This is a genomic window from Pseudomonas sp. efr-133-TYG-23 (assembly GCF_030209215.1).
Taxonomy (GTDB): domain Bacteria; phylum Pseudomonadota; class Gammaproteobacteria; order Pseudomonadales; family Pseudomonadaceae; genus Aquipseudomonas; species Aquipseudomonas rhodesiae.
The window spans coordinates 100385-119786 of record NZ_JARVSL010000039.1 but is presented as its reverse complement, the minus strand read 5'-3'; the positions used below and the strand labels follow the sequence as shown (position 1 = coordinate 119786).

The 19402-nt window shown below is 60.6% G+C and carries 20 protein-coding genes, 5 tRNA genes and 1 pseudogene; 10 read left to right on the top strand and 16 right to left on the bottom strand.

The genetic code is table 11. The annotated features are described in order from the left end of the window. Positions 1 to 160: 160 nt before the first annotated feature. Entirely contained in the window at positions 161 to 1156 is a 996-nt protein-coding gene (gene cra / locus QRN41_RS23690; RefSeq protein WP_034111727.1) for a catabolite repressor/activator, read from the top strand. Between the two features lie 2 nt (positions 1157 to 1158). After that, positions 1159 to 1935 (top strand): TatD family hydrolase, encoded by a 777-nt coding sequence (locus tag QRN41_RS23685; protein ID WP_167418604.1) that lies wholly within the window; start codon positions 1159 to 1161, stop codon positions 1933 to 1935. On the opposite strand, the gene QRN41_RS23680 is transcribed toward QRN41_RS23685, so the two are convergent. From QRN41_RS23680 to QRN41_RS23660, 5 genes and pseudogenes are all read right to left on the bottom strand, one after another. Continuing rightward, entirely contained in the window at positions 1882 to 2313 is a 432-nt protein-coding gene (locus QRN41_RS23680; protein WP_034095843.1) for a hypothetical protein, read from the bottom strand. The two genes, QRN41_RS23685 and QRN41_RS23680, sit on opposite strands and share 54 nt — an antisense overlap. Positions 2314 to 2440: 127 nt before the next feature. Next, positions 2441 to 2962 (bottom strand): annotated as a pseudogene (locus QRN41_RS26400) (methyl-accepting chemotaxis protein); the annotation flags it as partial. 1674 nt (positions 2963 to 4636) lie between these two features. Beyond that, positions 4637 to 5473 (bottom strand): regulatory signaling modulator protein AmpE, encoded by an 837-nt coding sequence (gene ampE / locus QRN41_RS23670; protein WP_034095841.1) that lies wholly within the window; start codon positions 5471 to 5473, stop codon positions 4637 to 4639. Continuing rightward, positions 5473 to 6033, bottom strand: a complete 561-nt coding sequence (ampD, locus tag QRN41_RS23665) for a 1,6-anhydro-N-acetylmuramyl-L-alanine amidase AmpD (RefSeq protein WP_034111723.1) — start codon at positions 6031 to 6033, stop codon at positions 5473 to 5475. The genes ampE and ampD overlap by 1 nt, the downstream gene beginning before the upstream one ends. A 61-nt stretch (positions 6034 to 6094) precedes the next feature. Then, the gene (locus QRN41_RS23660; protein ID WP_285422194.1) at positions 6095 to 8245 is read right to left on the bottom strand and encodes a DUF1631 domain-containing protein; all 2151 of its coding nucleotides are present in this window, start codon (positions 8243 to 8245) and stop codon (positions 6095 to 6097) included. 244 nt (positions 8246 to 8489) lie between these two features. Between QRN41_RS23660 and nadC the strand changes: the two genes are divergently transcribed. After that, positions 8490 to 9338, top strand: a complete 849-nt coding sequence (gene nadC / locus QRN41_RS23655) for a carboxylating nicotinate-nucleotide diphosphorylase (protein WP_285422193.1) — start codon at positions 8490 to 8492, stop codon at positions 9336 to 9338. 69 nt (positions 9339 to 9407) lie between these two features. Here nadC and QRN41_RS23650 read toward each other — a convergent pair whose 3' ends face one another. The 4 genes from QRN41_RS23650 to QRN41_RS23635 form a co-directional block, all read right to left on the bottom strand. Further along, on the bottom strand, positions 9408 to 9713 hold the full coding sequence (locus QRN41_RS23650) for a DUF6388 family protein (protein ID WP_034095837.1): 306 nt from the start codon (positions 9711 to 9713) through the stop codon (positions 9408 to 9410). Between the two features lie 149 nt (positions 9714 to 9862). Beyond that, positions 9863 to 9935, bottom strand: a tRNA-Thr gene (locus QRN41_RS23645). 48 nt (positions 9936 to 9983) lie between these two features. Then, a complete protein-coding gene (locus QRN41_RS23640) occupies positions 9984 to 11384 on the bottom strand; it encodes an O-antigen ligase family protein (RefSeq protein ID WP_285422192.1) in 1401 nt (466 codons plus the stop codon). Between the two features lie 35 nt (positions 11385 to 11419). After that, entirely contained in the window at positions 11420 to 11833 is a 414-nt protein-coding gene (locus QRN41_RS23635) for a pilin (RefSeq protein ID WP_034095835.1), read from the bottom strand. Between the two features lie 203 nt (positions 11834 to 12036). Here QRN41_RS23635 and QRN41_RS23630 point away from each other — a divergent pair, with 203 nt between their 5' ends. The 4 genes from QRN41_RS23630 to yacG are packed head-to-tail and all read left to right on the top strand — an operon-like array spanning position 12037 to position 14928. Continuing rightward, positions 12037 to 13245, top strand: coding sequence for a type II secretion system F family protein (locus QRN41_RS23630; protein ID WP_167418609.1), 1209 nt, complete (start codon positions 12037 to 12039; stop codon positions 13243 to 13245). Next, positions 13242 to 14108 carry a prepilin peptidase gene (locus QRN41_RS23625; protein WP_167418610.1) on the top strand — a complete coding sequence of 289 codons (867 nt, stop codon included), beginning with the start codon at positions 13242 to 13244 and terminating at the stop codon, positions 14106 to 14108. Before QRN41_RS23630 ends, QRN41_RS23625 begins: the two co-directional genes overlap by 4 nt. Continuing rightward, the gene (coaE, locus tag QRN41_RS23620; protein ID WP_034111714.1) at positions 14105 to 14731 is read left to right on the top strand and encodes a dephospho-CoA kinase; all 627 of its coding nucleotides are present in this window, start codon (positions 14105 to 14107) and stop codon (positions 14729 to 14731) included. Before QRN41_RS23625 ends, coaE begins: the two co-directional genes overlap by 4 nt. Beyond that, positions 14728 to 14928, top strand: coding sequence for a DNA gyrase inhibitor YacG (yacG, locus tag QRN41_RS23615; protein WP_034095831.1), 201 nt, complete (start codon positions 14728 to 14730; stop codon positions 14926 to 14928). Before coaE ends, yacG begins: the two co-directional genes overlap by 4 nt. Here yacG and QRN41_RS23610 read toward each other — a convergent pair. The 3 genes from QRN41_RS23610 to QRN41_RS23600 all read right to left on the bottom strand — a co-directional run bounded on the left by QRN41_RS23610 (position 14925) and on the right by QRN41_RS23600 (position 16359). Continuing rightward, positions 14925 to 15140 (bottom strand): hypothetical protein, encoded by a 216-nt coding sequence (locus QRN41_RS23610; protein WP_003171680.1) that lies wholly within the window; start codon positions 15138 to 15140, stop codon positions 14925 to 14927. The genes yacG and QRN41_RS23610 overlap by 4 nt on opposite strands. Before the next feature lie 65 nt (positions 15141 to 15205). Next, the gene (locus QRN41_RS23605; protein ID WP_034095830.1) at positions 15206 to 15895 is read right to left on the bottom strand and encodes an energy-coupling factor ABC transporter permease; all 690 of its coding nucleotides are present in this window, start codon (positions 15893 to 15895) and stop codon (positions 15206 to 15208) included. Beyond that, positions 15892 to 16359, bottom strand: a complete 468-nt coding sequence (locus QRN41_RS23600) for an FAD/FMN-containing dehydrogenase (protein ID WP_167418611.1) — start codon at positions 16357 to 16359, stop codon at positions 15892 to 15894. Before QRN41_RS23600 ends, QRN41_RS23605 begins: the two co-directional genes overlap by 4 nt. A gap of 102 nt (positions 16360 to 16461) precedes the next feature. On the opposite strand from QRN41_RS23600, the gene QRN41_RS23595 reads away from it, so the two are divergent. From QRN41_RS23595 to QRN41_RS23585, 3 genes are read left to right on the top strand one after another with little or no spacing between them, the layout of a single operon-like run. Then, positions 16462 to 17091 carry a DUF1780 domain-containing protein gene (locus QRN41_RS23595; protein WP_017845475.1) on the top strand — a complete coding sequence of 210 codons (630 nt, stop codon included), beginning with the start codon at positions 16462 to 16464 and terminating at the stop codon, positions 17089 to 17091. A 53-nt stretch (positions 17092 to 17144) separates the two neighbouring features. After that, a complete protein-coding gene (locus QRN41_RS23590; protein ID WP_034095827.1) occupies positions 17145 to 17318 on the top strand; it encodes a DUF3094 family protein in 174 nt (57 codons plus the stop codon). Positions 17319 to 17378: 60 nt separating this feature from the next. Further along, on the top strand, positions 17379 to 18677 hold the full coding sequence (locus QRN41_RS23585) for an NAD(P)/FAD-dependent oxidoreductase (RefSeq protein ID WP_167418612.1): 1299 nt from the start codon (positions 17379 to 17381) through the stop codon (positions 18675 to 18677). A gap of 128 nt (positions 18678 to 18805) precedes the next feature. On the opposite strand, the gene QRN41_RS23580 is transcribed toward QRN41_RS23585, so the two are convergent. From QRN41_RS23580 to QRN41_RS23565, 4 genes are all read right to left on the bottom strand, one after another. Continuing rightward, positions 18806 to 18882: transfer RNA gene (locus QRN41_RS23580), tRNA-Pro, on the bottom strand. A gap of 94 nt (positions 18883 to 18976) precedes the next feature. Beyond that, positions 18977 to 19052, bottom strand: a tRNA-Lys gene (locus tag QRN41_RS23575). Between the two features lie 5 nt (positions 19053 to 19057). Next, a tRNA-Pro gene (locus tag QRN41_RS23570) sits at positions 19058 to 19134 on the bottom strand. A gap of 9 nt (positions 19135 to 19143) precedes the next feature. Continuing rightward, positions 19144 to 19219 (bottom strand) — tRNA-Asn (locus QRN41_RS23565). Between the last annotated feature and the right edge of the window lie 183 nt (positions 19220 to 19402).

The window sequence follows — 19402 nt, the reverse complement described above, 5'->3', positions numbered from 1 at the left end:
TGGCTGAAACGTTTAATCTAGAATTTAAGGCAGATTACGCGTTAATTGTGCATCCTTGAAGGACCACTCGGCGATTGAGCTGGGACATTGGTCGTGTGCGTAATCGGTTACGATTGGACAAAATGTCGGGGCAAGCTCCAAAAAACAAGGAAATCCCGGTTTGAAACTCAGTGATATCGCACGTCTGGCCGGTGTGTCCGTTACCACCGCCAGTTATGTCATCAACGGCAAAGCCGCCCAGCAACGCATCAGCCACGCCACCGTCGAACGGGTGCGTGCGGTGGTGGAGGCCCACGGCTTTACCCCTAATCCCCAGGCCGCCGGGCTGCGCAGCCGGCACACGCGCACGTTGGGCTTTATTCTGCCCGACCTGGAAAACCCCAGTTACGCGCGTATCGCCAAATTGCTGGAGCAAGGCGCGCGCGCGCGTGGCTATCAATTGTTGATCGCCAGCTCCGACGACGATGCCGACAGCGAACGCCAATTGCTGCAACTGTTCCGCGCCCGGCGGTGCGATGCGCTGTTCGTGGCCAGTTGCCTGCCCACCAGCGACGACAGCTACCGCGAGCTGCAAGCCAAAGGCCTTCCGGTAATCGCCATCGACCGAGTGATGGAGCCGGCGCAGTTCTGTTCGGTGGTCAGCGACGACCGCCAGGCCTGCCAGCAACTGACCAGCAGCCTGCTGCAACCGTTGCCTAAACAGATTGTGCTGATCGGCGCGCGGCCCGAGCTGAGTATCAGCCAGGAACGCGCCGCCGGTTTTCAGCAAGCGTTGAAAGGCTTTACCGGCGAGATGCTCATCGAACACGGCGAAGCCTTCAGCCGCGATTGTGGCCGACAGCTGATGGAGCAATTGCTGCAGCGGCTGGGCCATTTGCCTGACGCGCTGGTGACGACGTCCTACGTGCTGCTCCAAGGGGTGTTCGACGCACTGCACGACTACCCGCTCAAATCACGGCCCCTGCGCCTGGGCACGTTTGGCGACACCCAACTGCTGGACTTCCTGCCGCTGCCGGTCAACGCCATGGCCCAGCAGCATCAGTTGATCGCCGACACCGCGCTGCGCCTGGCCCTGGCCGCCATCGAAGAAGAGCAGTACCAACCGGGCGTACACGCCATCGGCCGCACCTTCAAGCAGCGTATTCACGAGGCGTAAACGTGAAGCTGATCGACACCCACACGCACCTTGATTTCCCGGAATTCGACAGCGACCGCCGGGAAGTCCTCGCCCACAGCCGCGAGCTGGGCGTGCAGCGCATGGTGGTGCTGGGGGTGTATCAGCAGAATTGGCAGCGGTTGTGGGATTTGGTGCAGACGGATGAAAGCCTGTTCGCTGCGTTCGGCCTGCATCCGGTATATCTGGACGATCACCGCCCCGCCGATCTGAGGGCATTAGGCGACTGGCTGAGCCGCCTGCAAGGCCATCGGCAACTCTGCGCGGTGGGCGAGATCGGTCTGGATTACTTCCTCGAACACCTGGACCGCGAACGTCAGCAACAGCTGTTTGAAGCGCAACTGCAACTGGCGGCGGATTTTCAGTTGCCTGCCCTGCTGCACGTACGTCGCAGCCATGCGGCGGTGATTGCCACGCTCAAGCGCATCCGCGTGCCACGCGGCGGCATCATTCACGCGTTTGCCGGCAGCCGCGAAGAAGCCCGCGAATACATCAAGCTGGGTTTCAAGCTCGGCCTGGGCGGCGCCGCCACCTGGCCCCAGGCGTTGCGCATGCACAAGGTGCTGGCACAGCTGCCGCTGGACGCGGTGGTGCTGGAAACCGATTCGCCCGACATGCCGCCCGCCATGTACCCCGGCCAGCGCAACAGCCCCGAGCACTTGCCGGACATTTGCCAGGCCCTGGCCGAGCATATGGGTATCGACCCGCTATCGTTGGCCGAGGCGAGCACACGCAATGCGCGTGAGTTGTTCAATTGGTAGCGTCGGCTCGACGGCGTGCAGGTTGAGGGTGATGCGCTGGCGATGACGGGCATAGCGCAACACCATGAAATGCACCAGCAACACCACCAGCGAAATATTGAACTGCCCGATCACACTGATCAGCCCCACCCACTCTGCCACCAGCGCCACGATCAGCACCACGCAAGTGAACGTCACCATGCTTGGTCGCACCAACGCCCAATATTCCAGGGACTTGAAATGGCGCAGTTGGCGAGGGCATTTGAGTTCAAGCTCCCGGTGGCAATACGGGCAGTCGAAGGGCTCTTCGATGGCGATGGCATTCAATTGCCAAGGCTTGAGTTCAAAGGTGATATCGCAATGGGCGCATTGCCCTTTGATGCCGAGTGCAGCGGTCATCGTGGTGCCTCCCCGGCTCCCGGTTTGAATGAAATAAATTCTCACTCATTTACGCGGCCAGAAAAGACACCCCGGAAAATTCAGACGCACACCACACCCGTTAACGCTTTAGTCCTACGCCTGTGCCTTACACGCGGAAGGCGCCGATCAGCTGTTTCAACTCCACCACCTGCAATGACAACCGTTGACTGGCCGCAGCGGTCTGCTGCGCACCGTCGGCGGCATGCTCGCCGGCGCGATTGATTTCGACGATGTTCTGGTCGATATCGTGGGCCACGGCGGTCTGCTGTTCCACGGCTGCCGCAATCTGTTGGTTCTGATCCACGATCATGCCGACGGCACCGAGGATATTTTCCAAGGCCTGCTGGACCTGTTCCGACTGCCCGACCGTGCCATTGGCCATTTCATGGCTGCTGCCCATGGCCTTGACCGCCGCATCCACACCGCTGTGCAAGCGACTGATCATCTGCTCGATCTCTTCGGTGGACTGCTGCGTGCGCCGCGCGAGGGTACGCACCTCATCCGCTACTACCGCAAAACCGCGGCCCTGCTCACCGGCCCGCGCCGCCTCGATCGCGGCATTGAGCGCCAACAGGTTGGTTTGCTCAGCGATGCTTTTGATCACTTCTAACACCGTGCTGATGGCCTGGCTGTCGGTGGCCAATTGGTTGATCACCCGCACCGACTGGTCGATTTCCGACGCCAACCGCGCGATGCTGCCCTGTTGGGATTGCACCAGGCCGCGACCGCTGACGGTCTCCTGGTTAACGCTGTGGGCGCTGCTGACGGCTGCAGCGGCGTTGCGGGCCACCTCCTGGGCGGTGGACGACATCTGGTTCATGGCCGTTGCCACCTGTTCGATCTGTGTGCGTTGGCCGCAGACGGCCTGGTTACTCTGCGCCGAGACCGTCTCCACCTGACCGGCCTGCTGCTCGACCTGGTTGACGGTGTGCCCGACGCGCTCGATCAGATCGTGGATTTTCGCCACGGTGCCGTTGAACACCTGACCCAGGTCACCCAGTTCATCGCGGCTGCGCGCCACGAAGGAGACGGTCATATCACCGGCCGCCACCTTGTCCATCATCGCGCCCAGATGTCGCAATGTGGTGCGCGTGGAGGCATAGAAACCGGCGTAGAGGTAGAAGATCAGCAAAAACACGGCGGTCAGCGCCGACACCAGCACCACCATGTGCAGGCGGTTCTGCGTCAGGCGATGCTGCAACTGTTGCTCAAGAAACCCCAGGGTGGCCTCATCGAGTTGATAGGTCTGGGCCATCAACTGGCTGACCGCATCGTAGAACGTCTGCCAGGGCGCATCGAGGGTCTCCGCCATGACCACCTGCTCTTCGAACAGCTCACTGCCTTGCTTGAGGCTGGCGTTACTGGCCTTGGCCAGCCCGTCGAGCGCCGTGTGCGCGGCACTGCTGGAGCCCAGCGCATCCTGCAGTTTCAAGCCATATTCGCCGTGGAGTTTTTCCAGTTGCTGCAGCAGTTCGTCAAAGCGCGTGCTGGAAGATGAATTGAGAAACCCCTGCCCCAGCGAATAGGCGCCCATGGCCCGCCCTTCTCCCAGTGTTTGGGTCACCTGCGGCGTGACGCTGGTGATCAACTCAGTCAGCTGGCGCAGATCGCTTTGGGGGTCGCGGCTCAAGCCCGATTGACTGGCGACGATCTGGCCGAGCATCTGCGCCTTGTTCAGCAGCTTGCCGATCAATGCGCTTTTACTCAGCAGCGAAGTTTCCTGTTGTTGGGCCTTGAACGCGCCGATCAATTCGTCGCGCTTGGCCTCGAACACCGCGATTTGCTCGGGGTCAGTGGCCATCGCGGTAAAGCCCTGCAAGCGGCTCAGTACGCTCTGTTCCAAGGCGCTGATCTTGCCTTCCAGGTCGCCCGCCTTACCCGACTGGCCCAGAGTGGCGTTGATTTGTACCTGATTATTCAGGGTTTCCAGGTCACGGCGCAGGGCCAGGCTGCTGCCGAGCACGTCGAGGCTTTGCAGTTCGACGCGAGTACCCTGGAATTCGCGCCACGAATCGCGCACCAGGAAATAGTTGGTGACCAGCATCGGCAATAGGAACAACACACTGATCAGGCTGAACTTCAGGCCGAAGCTCAGGCGGTTCATCAGCGCGACGGCGGGATAGAGCAAGCTCTTCACAGGTGAACTCCCTTTTTGTTTTATTTTTATTGAGGGCGCAGGGCGGCGGCAGAAAGCCACTATTTGGCGCTCTGTCTGTATAGCTCAATTTGAAAGGGAGTTTTGTAACTTAAGGTTAACAGCCAGTGGGAGCCGAAGAGGCTCCCACGTAACGCGGTCTGCGCTTTACGGCAACACCGTCCAGATGGCGAACCCGGCATACCACAGCACAGCCGCGCGCAGCAGCAGTTCCCATAGGCGGTCAAGGCTGTTGATACCGTCGGCCCCCACTGCCGGCGCCGGTATCTCGGCGGCGGCCAGACCGACTTTATCCACCAGTTGGGCCGCGCTGATGTCCCAGCTCAGTAGCTCGTGCAGCATGACCCGACTGACCGCGACAAAGTTGCCCACCAAGGCAAAACTGGCGGCCAGCAGGCGCACCGGCAACCAGTCGAAGGCGTGGCGCATTTGCCCGGCGCGCTCGGCGACCAGTGGGTTCTGGCTGTGTTCGCTGGCCAACGCCAGCAGGCGATAAGCCAGGGCAGCGACCGGGCCCAGCAGGAAATACCAGAAAATCACCGCAAAAAAGCTCTGGTAGGCCTGCCATAACAGGTGGCCCTGGACCCGATCGAGCAGTTGCTCGCCGCTGTCGGCGCCCAGCTTGAGGTCGCGCTCGGCGACGTGCTCGGCGGCCTGCAAGTCGCCGCGTCGCCAGGCATCGCGGAACGGGCCCAGATCAGCCAGCAGATCGCCACGGCCCAGGCTGTAGATCACCACCAGCAGGTGCACCGGCAGCGCCAGTAAGCCATAGGCCACCGGTTCCAGTACCAGCAGCAACAGCGCAAGCAGTGCCACCGGCAGCAACACCAACAAGGTCAGAATCAACCAAGGCCGCTGCGCCATGCGTGGGCTCGATTCCAGTTTGGCCAGCTCGCGCAGCCAGCCGCCATCGCGCTGCAACCGATGACGCAGGGCCGAGAACTTCTCGATCCAGACCGCCAACACCAGTACCAGGAAACTCATCAGGTGTGTCCTCCATCCTGCAGGGCGCTGCGAAAGCGCTTCCAATCAAAAGCGGGGCCGGGGTCGGTCTTGCGTCCCGGCGCGATATCGCTGTGGCCACAAATGCGTTGCGGGGTGATATCAGGGTAAGCCGCCTGCAATTGGCGGGTCAGGTCGATCAGTGCACGGTACTGGGCGTCGGTGAACGGCAGCTCATCCGTGCCTTCCAGTTCAATGCCCAGGGAAAAATCGTTGCAGGTTTCCCGCCCCTCGAACTGCGAAACGCCAGCATGCCAGGCCCGGTCAAGGCAGGACACAAACTGCGTCACCGTCCCGTCGCGCTCAATCAGAAAATGCGCAGATACCCGTAGGTCGGCAATCCCTTCAAAGTAAGGATGTTCCGTGACATCCAGGCGATTCTGGAAAAACGCCTGCACTTTGCCAGTGGCGAACTGCGCCGGTGGCAAGCTGATGTTGTGCACCACCAGCAGTGAGATTTCGCCTGCGGGGCGCTGATTGAAGTTGGGCGAAGGGCAATGACGAATGCCCTGGCACCAACCGCTGGCGGGGTCCAACTGCATACAGGTTCCTTGAACGAGGCAACAGGTGACCAGTATGCCGCGTTCGACCCCGAGGTTGCGATCACTTGCCGTGATTGAGTTGCCGCAGCTTACTGACTACGGCAGCCAGCGCACGCTCGAACAGCGGGCTGTCGTCCAGAAGCTGCAAGGCGCCCTGCTTAAACGCCAGCGCCAGCTGGCCGACGCTTTTTTCCAGCACCTTGAGCCCCGTGCGGCTGACGAACACATACGTGTTGGCCGGGGCCATGATCGCTGCGAGCTTGCAGCGCTGGGTAAAGCCGCCATCCTGCTGGAACATGACCCAAGCGCCGACCCGCAGTTGATGAACCCTGAGCAGGTCGGGATCGTTGGGCGCCAGATCGAGCGCGGGGTCCGGCGGCAGCTCGCTGAATACCAAAGGCTCGCGCACTTCGATCAGCTCGTCGACACCGTCCGCCGGCTGCACATGCATAGCCTGGAGGCGGACGAAAAATTCTCGGGTGCTGAAAGGGTCGAACGCCGCGCTGGTCAAACCGTCGCGCAGCGCCTTGAGCAAGCCGGGCAAATGCTCCAGCAAGCGCCGCCCGGCCTCGGTGTCTTCCTGCAGGCCGACGCTCCAGATCAGTTCGTCCATGGTGCGCAGCGCCGATTGCCATTGCACCGACTCCTCTCCGTACTTGAGGCTGGCCAACAACAGCACCTGGCTCCAGGCCTGTTGCAGAAACTGCACAACGGCGAGGGGCAACACTTTGCCCAGCAACCGCCTATTGAGCACCTCGGCCACCCGCTGACGAGCCGCCTCGGTGCGCACCCGGCCTTCTTCGGCATCGCGGGTGTGCTGTTCGAGCAACTCGCTGCGGCGACACTCATCGGCGGCGAACGCGCTGAACTCAGCGAGCAATTGGGCAAAAATCGCCGGATCTTCGACAAACTCATTGAGCAAACGCTGCACCACCTGCTCGATGCGCAGGTACAAAGGGTCACGCGGGTAGTCATCGCACAGGTTGCAGCCCATGGCCATCGCAGCGATTTCGTTCAGCAGGCGCCGCGCCGGGTGGCCGGCATGGCTGAAAAGACTCTTGTCCAGCACCGCCACTTTGAGCATTGGGATTTGCAGGCGCGCGATCAGCGCTTTGAAAGCGTCCGGGACGGTAGGGTCGTTGAGGATAAATTCGAACAGCAGGGCGATCAGATTGATGACATCTTCATCGGCCTCCTCCACCACCCTTGACTTGCCGCTCTTGACGCTGACGCGGGTGAGCAATTGCTCCAGCTGGTTGCACAGGTCGAAATCGTCCTCTGCGTCCGGCGTCGGCACGTACTGCTGCAAATGGGACAACAGGCGCAGCAGGTCCCGCGTAGCGATAGGCTGGGGTTCGGCGCTGGCTTCGAGGGTCGGCGCCACGCTGCCGCGCACGGGTTTGAGCAAGGCTTGCAGCGCCGCAAAGGCTTGCTGGCCGTTTTCGTCGAGGGGTTGATCGGCGCTCGGCAGTGCGTCTTCGCGCGAGCGTTCACGGGCGGCCCGCCCACCGGCGCGGCGCGAAGGCACGGTCTTGAGCTCCGGCAACACCCCCGTGGCGACCAGCAATTGATTGGCTTCGCCGTAGAGTTGATCGGCATCGCTGAGGACATACTTCTCGAACAGCTTGAGCATGATCAGTTTGACGCGAATCTCCACGCCCAGGCTGCGCCCCGCCTGCAAGAAAAATTCGCACAGCAGCGCCGGGCCCAGGGGGTTCTCACGCTCGTCCAGGGCATTGCCGAGTACCGCGCTCAGCCGCGCAGTGAGCTGCGACAGTGCCAGTCCATCGCGATGCCGGACGCGGCCCAGCATGGCTTCGAGCGCCACGGCTTTTTCCAGTGCGTCATGGGACGAACCGGGTGCCGCATCGTAGGAAACCACCGGCACCAACTGCAGCTCACCGCGCCCGGTGTCGCCCAGGCCGGCAAACGCGGCAAACAGGCGCTCCATGAACACACGCTCGAAGTTTTTGCGCTTGAGGCGCAGGTCGCGCATGGCTTCAAAGAAAATATGGTGATCGACGGTGCTGCGGGCCTTGTCGGCCATTTCAAATAGCGTGTCGTCGGCGTTATCGAAGAGTTCCTGCAGGCCTTGCTGCAGCTGCTGCGCCGCCTTGCCGCGGACTTGCAGCAACACGACCGGCAGGCGGGCCAGCGGCGATGGCGTGGCACGCGCCTTATTGATCGGCACCACCTTTCCGTCATTGTGCATCCTGGCCTCCTGAAACGGCGGTATTGAGTTGGACGACAATCATCGACAGGCCGCATCGAACCCTGTGGATAACTGCACGCCAGCGGACGTCAAAGCTATGACGCCAATTGCAAGGCGCGAGATTATCTTGCAAACCGGGGGGCAAGCGCCAGCGCCCTCTGTGATTTGCGCGCAAATGAGCGGGTGGCTGGGTTCGCAGGCACACAACCCCTATAATCCACGCACTTTGTTTGTGGAGCCTGTTATGCCGAATCTCCGTCTTGCCGACCTCACCGCCGAAATCGAAGCCAATGTGCGCCGCGCACTGCTGGAGGACATCGGCAGCGGCGACATTACCGCGCAATTGATCCCGGCCGAACGACTGGCCAAGGCCACCATCATTACCCGCGATGACGCCGTCATCGCCGGCACGGCGTGGGTGGACGCGGTGTTCCGGCAGTTGGACCCTCGGGTCGCCGTGCACTGGCAGGTGGCCGATGGCGAACGCGTCAGCCCCAATCAAGCGCTGTTTCACCTCGAAGGCCCGGCGCGCTCGCTGCTCAGCGGTGAGCGCAGTGCGCTGAATTTTTTGCAGATGCTGTCCGGCGTCGCCACACGCGCGAAGTACCTGGCGGACTTCGTTACCGGCACTCAAGTCAAATTGCTGGACACCCGCAAAACCCTGCCGGGCCTGCGCCTGGCACAGAAGTACGCGGTGACGTGCGGCGGCTGCCACAACCATCGCATCGGTCTGTACGATGCGTTCCTGATCAAGGAAAACCACATCGCTGCCTGCGGCGGCATTGCACAGGCCATCACGGCGGCGCACAAGATCGCGCCCGGCAAGCCCGTGGAAATCGAAGTGGAGAGTCTGGAGGAACTGCGCGAAGCATTAGCGGCGGGCGCCGACATCATCATGCTCGATGAGTTGAGCCTCGACGACATGCGCGAAGCCGTGCGCCTGAACGGCGGCAAGGCGAAGCTGGAAGCCAGCGGCGGCATCAATGAAACCACCCTGCTGCCCATTGCCGAGACCGGGGTGGACTATATCTCCATCGGTGCGATGACCAAGGACGTGAAGGCGGTGGACCTGTCGATGAGGCTGAGCCTCTGAAAAGCGGCAAGCGGTCAGCGTGACGCTGCAAGGAAGCCGAGTGCCGCCCTTGCAGCTTGCCGCTCTGTTCTAAACCACCAGGTTATTCATCTCGCAATACTCGTCCCAATCCACACCCAGCACCTCGGCCGCTTCCTTGTGCAGGACCAACCGTTGCGCTTCGAACTCTTCCGGTGTCGAGGTGTACTTGAGGGTCAGTTCCCAAGGTTGGAGGCCCTGGCTTTCGGCCTCGTCCTCGAATGCCCACTGAATCTGGTCGCGCTGATCATCGGCGCTCAGGTCCTTGATCTCTTCTTTAAGCTGCGGCGATTCCTTGAGGTAGTGCTCAAGAGCTGCTTCGTGCCGGGCTTCCTGGGTCATTTCAGTCGTGGTCATGGTGTTCTCTTAGATCGAGGAATGGGGATGCATCTGGGACATCAGGTTGCGCAGATACAAAAGAACAGGCACGAATGCCGGCTCGTCTGGCCTTCAGAACCATTCTGGGATCAGCTGAAAACATTGCCTTTGAAACAGTGTTGCCTTTGTGCCCGAGACAGGAATCGAACCTGCGACCTTCGCGTTACGAGTGCGCTGCTCTACCGGCTGAGCTACACGGGCGGTGGACTAAAGCTAGCACCGCATCCGGCGTCCGGCAACTCGCGGCCTTCAGCGGGCGATAACACCCTGCGCCCAGAAACGCGGTTGCAGGTAGCTACCCAGGGTGTCGAGGTACTGTCGCTGGGCCTGCTTGATATGGGGCACATCGCGCAGTGCGACAAATACCAGCCATGCAATGGCCAACGCGCTCAACAGCTTCCATGCGCGCCAGGCCAACGGCCATGACGCCGTTACAGGTGTGCGCCAAGGGTGCAGCGCCATCAGCCAGCCCACTACCAGCGCGAGCCAAACCTGGGACGTGGGCATCACCAGCACACCGTCGACCATGGACTGCGTCAGCGCACCGACCAACGCCGCGAACAGACATAAGCGCAGTAGATCCGCACGCTCGCTGAACTGCGCGCGCTCACGCAGCACGACAATCGTGGCCCAGCCACTGCGCGCCGCCAAAAACGCCACGCACAATGTCGACGGCACGCCCCATTCGCTGGCCCACTGCAAAACAGCCTGATGCGGATGGGCGGCAACTTCGTTGGCAATATCGGCAAAGTGCATCGGCCCGAAGCCTAACCACGGCCGCTCAGTCAGCATGTGCCAACCCTGCCACCAGATCGGGCCGCGCCCCGACAGCGAAGTGGTGAGGCGGTCGCCGGCGTCATTGGAGGTGTCGATTCCCAGGTAGGTCGCCAGCACCGTAAACAGCAGCCAGTAGATCCACAAGCCGCTCAGCATCCCCGCCAATTGCCAACCCAACCAACGCCGCCCCCATGGCCCGATCAGTGCCACGACCATGCCCGCCACCGCCATGCCGAGCCAGGTGCCGCGTGTACCGCCGCTGATCGCGATCAACCACCAGGCGCATAGCAACGCAAATGCCATCCCCCGCAATGCGCGAGAGACTGTGGGTAACAGCAAAGGCAACGCCAACAGCGGCAGCGTGAATGTCTGGAACTGGCCATAAAAGCGCTTGTTGGAAAAGCTGGATAACAGCAGATCAGGGTTCATCGTGTGCCCGCCGCTGGCGAACGCAAGCACGCCGGCGTACAGGTACTGGAGGGTTTTGATCAGGCACAGCAACACCACGATCAGCAGCAGCACACGATCCAAAGGCTCGCCGCCGTAACGGCGCAGCGATGCAAAAGCTAACGCGATTGCCGCGCAGCTGACGAACAGCGCCATCTCGGTCAGCGCCCAAAGCGGCTGATGGGCCAGCAGCGAAGACGCCAGGCCCAATCCCACGATGAGCGCCAGCCCCCATGCCGTCTGGCGATCCACCCAGGGCTCGGTCGGGGTAATCGAGCTTCCGTACAGCACCGCACAAAACCCGATGGCAATCTGCATGACCCGCTGTAGATCGTGCCCACTGAACGGTGCACAAATCCCCACCACCAACAGGCACACCGTCACCACCAGGAAAATACTGCCGCGCTGCTGTACGGATAACACCATCGGTTACCTCAACGTCCTTGTGGGTCTAGGCACCGCTAAGCGCCGCCAGCGCCGCAGCCCTTGCCGGCGTATTTGGCCTCGGCCGTGGTGGTGCAGGTCCAGCCGCTGGTGGCGTTGCGTGTCAGCACAATGCTCTTGCCCAGTACGGGCGCCGGTGCATCGAGGATCTCGCAACGGATATCGCCCGCGCCCGTTGCAACGTCCCCTGTCACCTCGATTTTGCAATTGGCGGTAGGGCTGGTGCCGCCGATCAATGCCAGGGTAGGTACGGTGCCCTGATTGAGGGTGTCTTCGTACCCGGCCTTCAATGCGCTGATTTCAGCCAGGCCGGCGGTGAACTTGGCCTTGGCTTGATGGGTGGTGTACATGGGCAGGCCAATGGTGGCCAAAATGCCGATGATTGCCACGACGATCAACAGCTCGATCAAGGTAAAACCTTTCTGACGCATCACTCTCACTCTCCAGAATAGAACTCATGACAAGGCGCTTCCTGCGCCCCGCGTTGTGCAGCGGCGCCAGTGTACTCATCCGCCGGTGGTCAATCGCCTGCATGACGCACATTCTGACATTTTATCCACCACCACAGCCTGCCCGCCTTCAGCCCGTGACTAAGCTTTGAAAAACTTCAACGACCTGCGCGCGGAACCGTGACATGAACAACGCTGTAACGCTTTACACCTGGGAAGGCATCAACCGCAAAGGCCGCAAGGTGTCCGGCCAAAGCACCGGACGCAGCCCTGCCGTGGTCAAGGCGCAACTGCGCCAACAAGGCATCCGCCCCGGCCGTGTGCGCAAGTCAATCCCACGGCTGCCAGGCCTGGCCGCGCCGATCAAAGCCGCCGACATAACCTTGCTCACCCGCCAGTTGGCCACGTTGCTGAAGGCCGGTATTCCCCTGCTGCAAGCCTTCGATCTGATCAGCGAAGGTGTCGAGAAGCCGCCTGTGGGTGAACTGCTGCAAAGCCTGAGACAACAGGTCGCCGCCGGCACAAATCTGACTGAAGCGTTACGCAATCACCCGCGTTATTTCGATGAGCTGTACTGCCATTTGGTAGCGGCCGGCGAACAGGCCGGCGCGCTTGAGACGCTGCTGGAGCGCCTGGCGGTTCATCGCGAAAAGAGCGAGCAGCTCAAAGCCAGGATCAAAAAAGCCATGACCTACCCCATCGCGGTCGTAGTCGTGGCCGGGCTGGTCACTGGCGTGCTGCTGGTGCATGTGGTGCCGCAGTTCCAGAGCCTGTTCGCAGGAGTGGACGGTAAGCTGCCGGGCTTCACCCTCGCCGTTATCGCCCTGTCGGAGTTCATGCAACATGCCTGGTGGATCGTCGCGCTGGGGCTTGGTGTGGGGGTTATTGGCCTGCGTCAGGCCTGTCGAAAATCGCCAATCTTTCGCCATTGGCTGGACGCCGGTTTGTTGAAAGCACCGCTGGCAGGCAAACTGCTGCAAAAATCGGCCGTGGCTCGCTACGCCCGTACGCTTTCAACCACCTTCGCGGCGGGGGTTCCGCTGGTGCAGGCCCTGGATTCAGTGGCGGGTGCCGCGGGCTCCGCCCCCTACAAACAGGCAATCGAGCATATGCGTCGCGATGTATCCACAGGTATGCCGTTGAATCACGCCATGGCCACCAGTGGTCTGTTTCCAGGGATGGCGATTCAGATGACGGCAATCGGCGAAGAATCCGGCACGCTGGACTTCATGCTGGAAAAAGTCGCCAGCCACTACGAAACCGAAGTGGATAACCAGGTCGATCACCTCACCAGCCTGATGGAGCCGCTGATCATGGTCGTACTGGGAGGCATCGTCGGGGCGTTGGTCATTGCCATGTACTTACCGATCTTCCAACTGGGGAGCGCATTTTGATCCTGCTGCTGAATGAATCCCCATGGGCCTTTGTCGCCCTGGCTTCGGTGCTGGGGCTGATCGTGGGCAGTTTCCTCAATGTGCTGGTGTGGCGCCTGCCGAAGATGCTTGCACGGGAGTGGCGTGCCCAGGCCCATGAAGTACTTGGCTTACCGGCCGAACCCGTCGGGCCGACCTACAACCTGATGCGCCCAAATTCCTGCTGCCCTCAGTGCGATCATGGGATCAGCCCCTGGGAAAATATTCCGCTGCTCAGCTATTTGATCCTCAAGGGCCGCTGCGCTCACTGCAAGGCAAGGATCAGCCTGCGCTACCCATTCACCGAACTTGCCTGCGGATTGTTGTCGGCGATCGTGGCCTGGCACTTCGGCGTTGGTTGGCAAGCCGGGACAGTATTGCTGCTGACTTGGGGCTTGCTGGCGATGAGCCTGATCGACGCCGACCACCAATTACTGCCGGATGTGCTGGTGCTGCCGCTTATGTGGCTGGGTCTGATCGTCAACAGCTTTGCACTGCTGGTGCCGTTGCCCGACGCCGTATGGGGAGCGGTGGCCGGATACATGAGCCTATGGTCGGTGTTCTGGCTGTTCAAGTTGATCACTGGCAAGGACGGCATGGGCTACGGCGACTTCAAACTCCTGGCCCTGCTCGGGGCCTGGGGCGGTTGGCAGATCGTGCCGATGACCCTCTTGATGGCGTCACTGGTTGGGGTATTTGCCGGGTTGATACTGATGCGCGTGCGCAAGGCCCAGGTGTCCACGCCAATGCCATTTGGGCCCTATCTGGCGATTGCCGGCTGGATTGCATTGCTCTGGGGTGGTCAAATAACCGACTTCTATTTGCAGTCTGTCGGTTTCCAATGAGCACTTCTTCTGTTCCAACCCCGTGGATACTCGGCCTGACCGGCGGCATCGGCAGTGGCAAAAGCGCGGCAGCCCAACACTTTATCGATCTCGGAATCGATGCGGTGGACGCCGACCACGCCGCACGCTGGGTGGTCGAGCCAGGCCGTCCCGCGCTGGCGCGCATCGCCGAGCACTTTGGCGATCGCGTGCTGTTGCCCGACGGCCAATTGGACCGTAGCGCACTGCGCAAACTGATCTTTGAAGTGCCGGAGGAACGCCGCTGGCTTGAAGCGCTGTTGCATCCTTTGATTGCCGAAGAAATTCGCAGCCACCTGGCACGGGCGCGCTCGCCTTACGCGATTCTGGTGTCACCGCTGCTGATCGAGTCCGGTCAGTACAGCATGACCCAACGCATTCTGGTGATCGACGTGCCGCAATCGCTGCAGATTGAGCGTACCCTGCAGCGCGACGGCATCAGCGAGCAGCAGGTGCAGGCCATTCTTAAGGCCCAATCCAGCCGCGAAGACCGCCTGAACCATGCCGACGACGTACTGGTCAATGACAGAGACCTCGCCTGGCTGCACAGCGAAGTCGAGCGACTGCACCACTTTTACCTTACTTTGCGTGGAGGCCGATCATGAGCCAACCCTTGACCGTCGACTGCCCAACCTGCGGCGCACCCGTGGAATGGAAAGCGACCAACCCCAACCGGCCATTCTGCTCGGACCGTTGCAAATTGATCGACCTGGGGGCCTGGGCCGCCGAAGAACACAAGATCCCCGTGGCCCCGGATGCCGAAGACGAACTGTTCTCCGAAGACCTCCCACCCCGCCACTAAGGGCGCATAAAGGCGTATTCCTGCTGGTCGTCGAGGTTTTCTGCCAGGTATTGCAGCTCGTCGGCCAGGTCTTCGAAACTGCGCACGCCCTTGCTTTGCTGCACGACGGCGCTCAGCATGGCGCGCAGGGTCAGGCCCGGATCGAAACCGATCTCCTGTGCCGCGTCCTGGCTTCTGCGAAGTTCCTGCCGTGCCCACTCATACACACTCATGATCCGCACTCCTGGAAAATTTCCCAGAGCATGGGCCTGCCGTGACACAGGGTGTTTGATTTGGATCAACGCAGCGAATCGTCGTCCTTCCAGGGCGCCGAGAGGTAGCGTGTGCGATTGAAGGTTTCCAGCCATTCCGGACAAAACACCACCAGAGCGCTGATCACCGTGCCATTGATAAAGGCTTCGGGGAAGATGATCAGCCACAGATAACCGATGAAGTCTTCCAACCATTCCGGCATGGCGAAAAGACCGTCGAACCACAACAGCCCCAGCCCCAGTAGAAGGCACGCCAATGCCGCCAGCGCTGCTGCCAAAAACCCTGAACAGAAGATATACACAAACGGATTGCGCGGCTGCGCGCGCTCTACCCGCAGTGCGACGCCTTCCGTGATCAGTACCGGCAGCACAATCAACAAAAGACCATTGATGCCGATGGCGGCCAGGTCTTGACGGCCCAGCATCATCAGACCCAGTTGTGCGACAAAACCACCGACAATCGCCAGCGGCCAGTCCAGCAGCAGGGTTACGGCTGTCATGCCAATGAAGTGATAGGAAACGCCGGTATCGAAATCGCGCCGGACCAACCACAGCATAAACAGCGCAAACACGGTGCCGAACAGCAAATGCTGGCGCCGTCGGTCGGCAAACAACTCGACCCACGGCGAACGCAGCACCGCCCACGCCAGCACCGGCGCATACAGCAGCCAGCCGATGCCAAGGGTGGGCGCTGTCAGCACGCCGGCGCTGATCACGGTTTCACCTGCTCCAGGGCCTGGCGCAGTTCAGCCGCGGAGCCGTATTCATGCTGCGCAATCAACTTGCCGCTCTCCAATTGCAGCCACAGCACTTTGTCCACAGCTCCCGGGTAGCGCGGCGCGATGCGCGCATCCCGGTCCAGCATGACCCGGTAGCTGTACGACTGCATGGCAGGTATCGCGAACAGTCTGGCGACCAATCGCGGCATGCGCTGAATGTCGGCGACAAATATCCCGTGACGGGCCTCCAGATAGCCCTTGGGCTGACCTTGCAGCGCGCCGTCGACGATTTTGGCGGCGTCCATGCTGCGGGCCACCAACAAGATTTGCGCCTGGTCATCCAGGGTATAGGCCTGATCGAACTGATCCAACAGTGTCCAAGGCGCGAGGCGCTCGCCGACTTCGACGGCCTGGGCCCATAACGGCAAAAGACTCAGGAACAGCACTACGAATAACTTCACTGCGCACTCCTCATGCTCGCTTGATCGATAGAGCCGCCAGTCTACACCGACCTTTTGCAGCGGGACTTCCTGTGGTCATCATTTGAACGCTAAGCTGCAAGCATGGATGACTCAGATTACTTGCGCCTGCTCACCGTGGCGGCCGAACAAGCCAATGCTTTCCTGTCCAATGCCCGCAAATGGGAGCGTGAGCGTTGGGTGTGCCAGCGCCTGTTGCAAGGCCTGAATGTGCCCTATCGCGCCGAAGAGTTCCACGCCGCCGGGCAAGAGCCGCCGGACGTGCTGTTTCGCGATGCGAGCTTCGAAGTGTTCTTCGTACTGGACGAGGGGCGGCGCCTGAACGACGAATGGCGCGATGAGTTACTGCGTCGACGCAGCGCGTTTTCCCTGAGCCAACTGGTGCGCCGCGAAGCCAAGCCACGGCGCATTCCCGCCCATGAGTTCCTGTTGCGCCTGGCGCCGACGCTGCGCAAAAAGGCGCATAACTACAAAGAGCGCGGGATGGATTTGGGCGAATTGGATATCGTCGCCTTCGCCAGCCTCAAGCGCGAAGTGCTCGACCTTAATAGTCACTTCCCACCGCCGACCGAATACCTGCGCCAAGGCTGGCGCTCGCTGTCGCTGGTGGGGCCGACCTTTGCCCGAGTGCTGTTCGCGCACCCCGATGCGCCGGATTTCTTGCGCAACAATCTGGGCCGCAGCATAGTGTTCGACGTGGGCATCAGCCTCTGATCCCCGCCCTGTAACGTGGCGCCCCTTTGCAACGTCTACCTGACGAGGCCTTTATGACCAGCCGCCTGAAACCCGAAGACCAACAACGTGTCGAAGAATATCTGCAACTCTCCCAGCACAGAGTCGAGCGCAAGCCTTTCAGGCCCTGGCTGCTCCTCTGTGTGGTGCTGGTCGCAGTGATCGGGCTCGGGCTGCTGAGCCGTCTTTTGAGTTACCTGACGCTATGAGCTGCCTGGCGCTCGCGGGGGTAACCGCACCGATTTCTTTTAGCCTTGCGAGATATCCCCATGACCCATCGTATTATTATCGTCGGCGGCGGCGCCGGCGGCCTGGAGTTGGCTACCCGCCTGGGTAAGACTCTGGGCAAGCGCGGTACCGCCAACATCACGTTGGTCGATACCAACCTGACCCATATCTGGAAACCCCTGCTGCATGAAGTGGCTGCCGGTTCTCTGAACTCTTCGGAAGATGAACTCAATTATGTCGCCCAGGCGAAATGGAACCACTTCGAGTTCCAGCTGGGGCGCATGAGCGGGCTCGACCGTGAGCAGCAGAAAATCCAACTGGCCGCCACCCTCGACGAAGAAGGCCGCGAATTGGTCCCTGCGCGCGTATTGGGCTATGACAGCCTGGTGATCGCCGTCGGCAGCACCACCAATGATTTCGGCACCGAAGGCGCGGCGCAACACTGTCTGTTCCTCGATACCCGCAAACAGGCCGAGCGCTTTCACCAACAATTGCTCAACCACTACCTGCGCGCCCATGCCGGGCAGACCGATGTGGTGGAAAAAATCAGCGTCGCCATCGTCGGCGCCGGTGCGACCGGTGTTGAGCTGGCCGCAGAACTGCATAACGCCGCCCATGAACTGGCGGCCTATGGCCTGGACCGGATCAAGCCAGAGAACATGCACATCACGTTGATCGAAGCCGGTCCACGAGTACTGCCCGCCCTGCCGGAGCGCATTGGCGGCCCGGTCCATAAAACCCTGGAAAAACTGGGAGTGACGGTGCTCACGAATTCGGCGGTCAGCGAAGTAACGGCTGATGCGCTGATCACCAGCAGCGGCCATGTGATTCCAGCCAGCCTGAAGGTGTGGGCTGCCGGGATTCGCGCGCCGGGTTTCCTCAAGGACATCGACGGCCTGGAAACCAATCGCATCAATCAACTCCAAGTGCTGCCGACGCTGCAAACCACCCGCGACGAAAACATTTTCGCTTTCGGCGATTGCGCCGCCTGCCCGCAGCCGGGCACTGACCGTAACGTCCCGCCACGGGCCCAGGCCGCGCATCAGCAAGCGTCGCTGTTGGCCAAATCCCTCAAGCTTCGGATCGAAGGCAAACAATTGCCGACGTACAAGTACACCGACTACGGCTCGCTGATCTCGCTGTCGCGATTCTCGGCGGTGGGTAACCTGATGGGTAATCTGACCGGCAGTGTGATGCTGGAGGGCTGGCTGGCGCGGATGTTCTATGTATCGCTCTACCGTATGCACCAGATGGCGCTGTATGGCGTGTTTCGTACGGCAATGCTGATGTTGGGCAGCAGGATTGGACGTGGGACGGAGCCGAGGCTCAAGTTGCACTGACAGTAAGGCCAGAGGGGGCTTGCTCGATATGAGAGCAAGCCCCCTCTTCACATGCGATCAGCCAAACTTTTGAGTTTTTGCGCGCACAAAAAAAATCCCCGTATCTTTCGATACGAGGATTTTTAATATGGTCGGGGTAGGGGGATTCGAACTCCCGACATCCTGCTCCCAAAGCAGGCGCGCTACCGGACTGCGCTATACCCCGGTAATAAAAAGGCGACCTTTCAGTCGCCTTCTTCGATCAGCGCTTTTGGCCTCTGATCTTAAGATCTGATCCCAGCGTTAACTGGTTTCAAAAATGGTGGGTCGTGTGGGATTCGAACCTACGACCAATTGGTTAAAAGCCAACTGCTCTACCAACTGAGCTAACGACCCAAATATGGTCGGGGTAGGGGGATTCGAACTCCCGACATCCTGCTCCCAAAGCAGGCGCGCTACCGGACTGCGCTATACCCCGATTTGAAATTGGCTCCGTGACCAGGACTCGAACCTGGGACCCAATGATTAACAGTCATTTGCTCTACCGACTGAGCTATCACGGAACTTAGCATTTCAAACGTACAACTTACTGCTTTTTACTTCTTCTTCGACGCTTGCGTATCGCTACGTTCGTGTCTCTGAGGCGCGCTATTCTACAATCTTAAAAACCCCTGTCAACCCTTTAAATTGCTTTTAAGACAATGATTTGCGCTTGTTTCTGATTTCTTCTTGGGGAGAAGAAACCC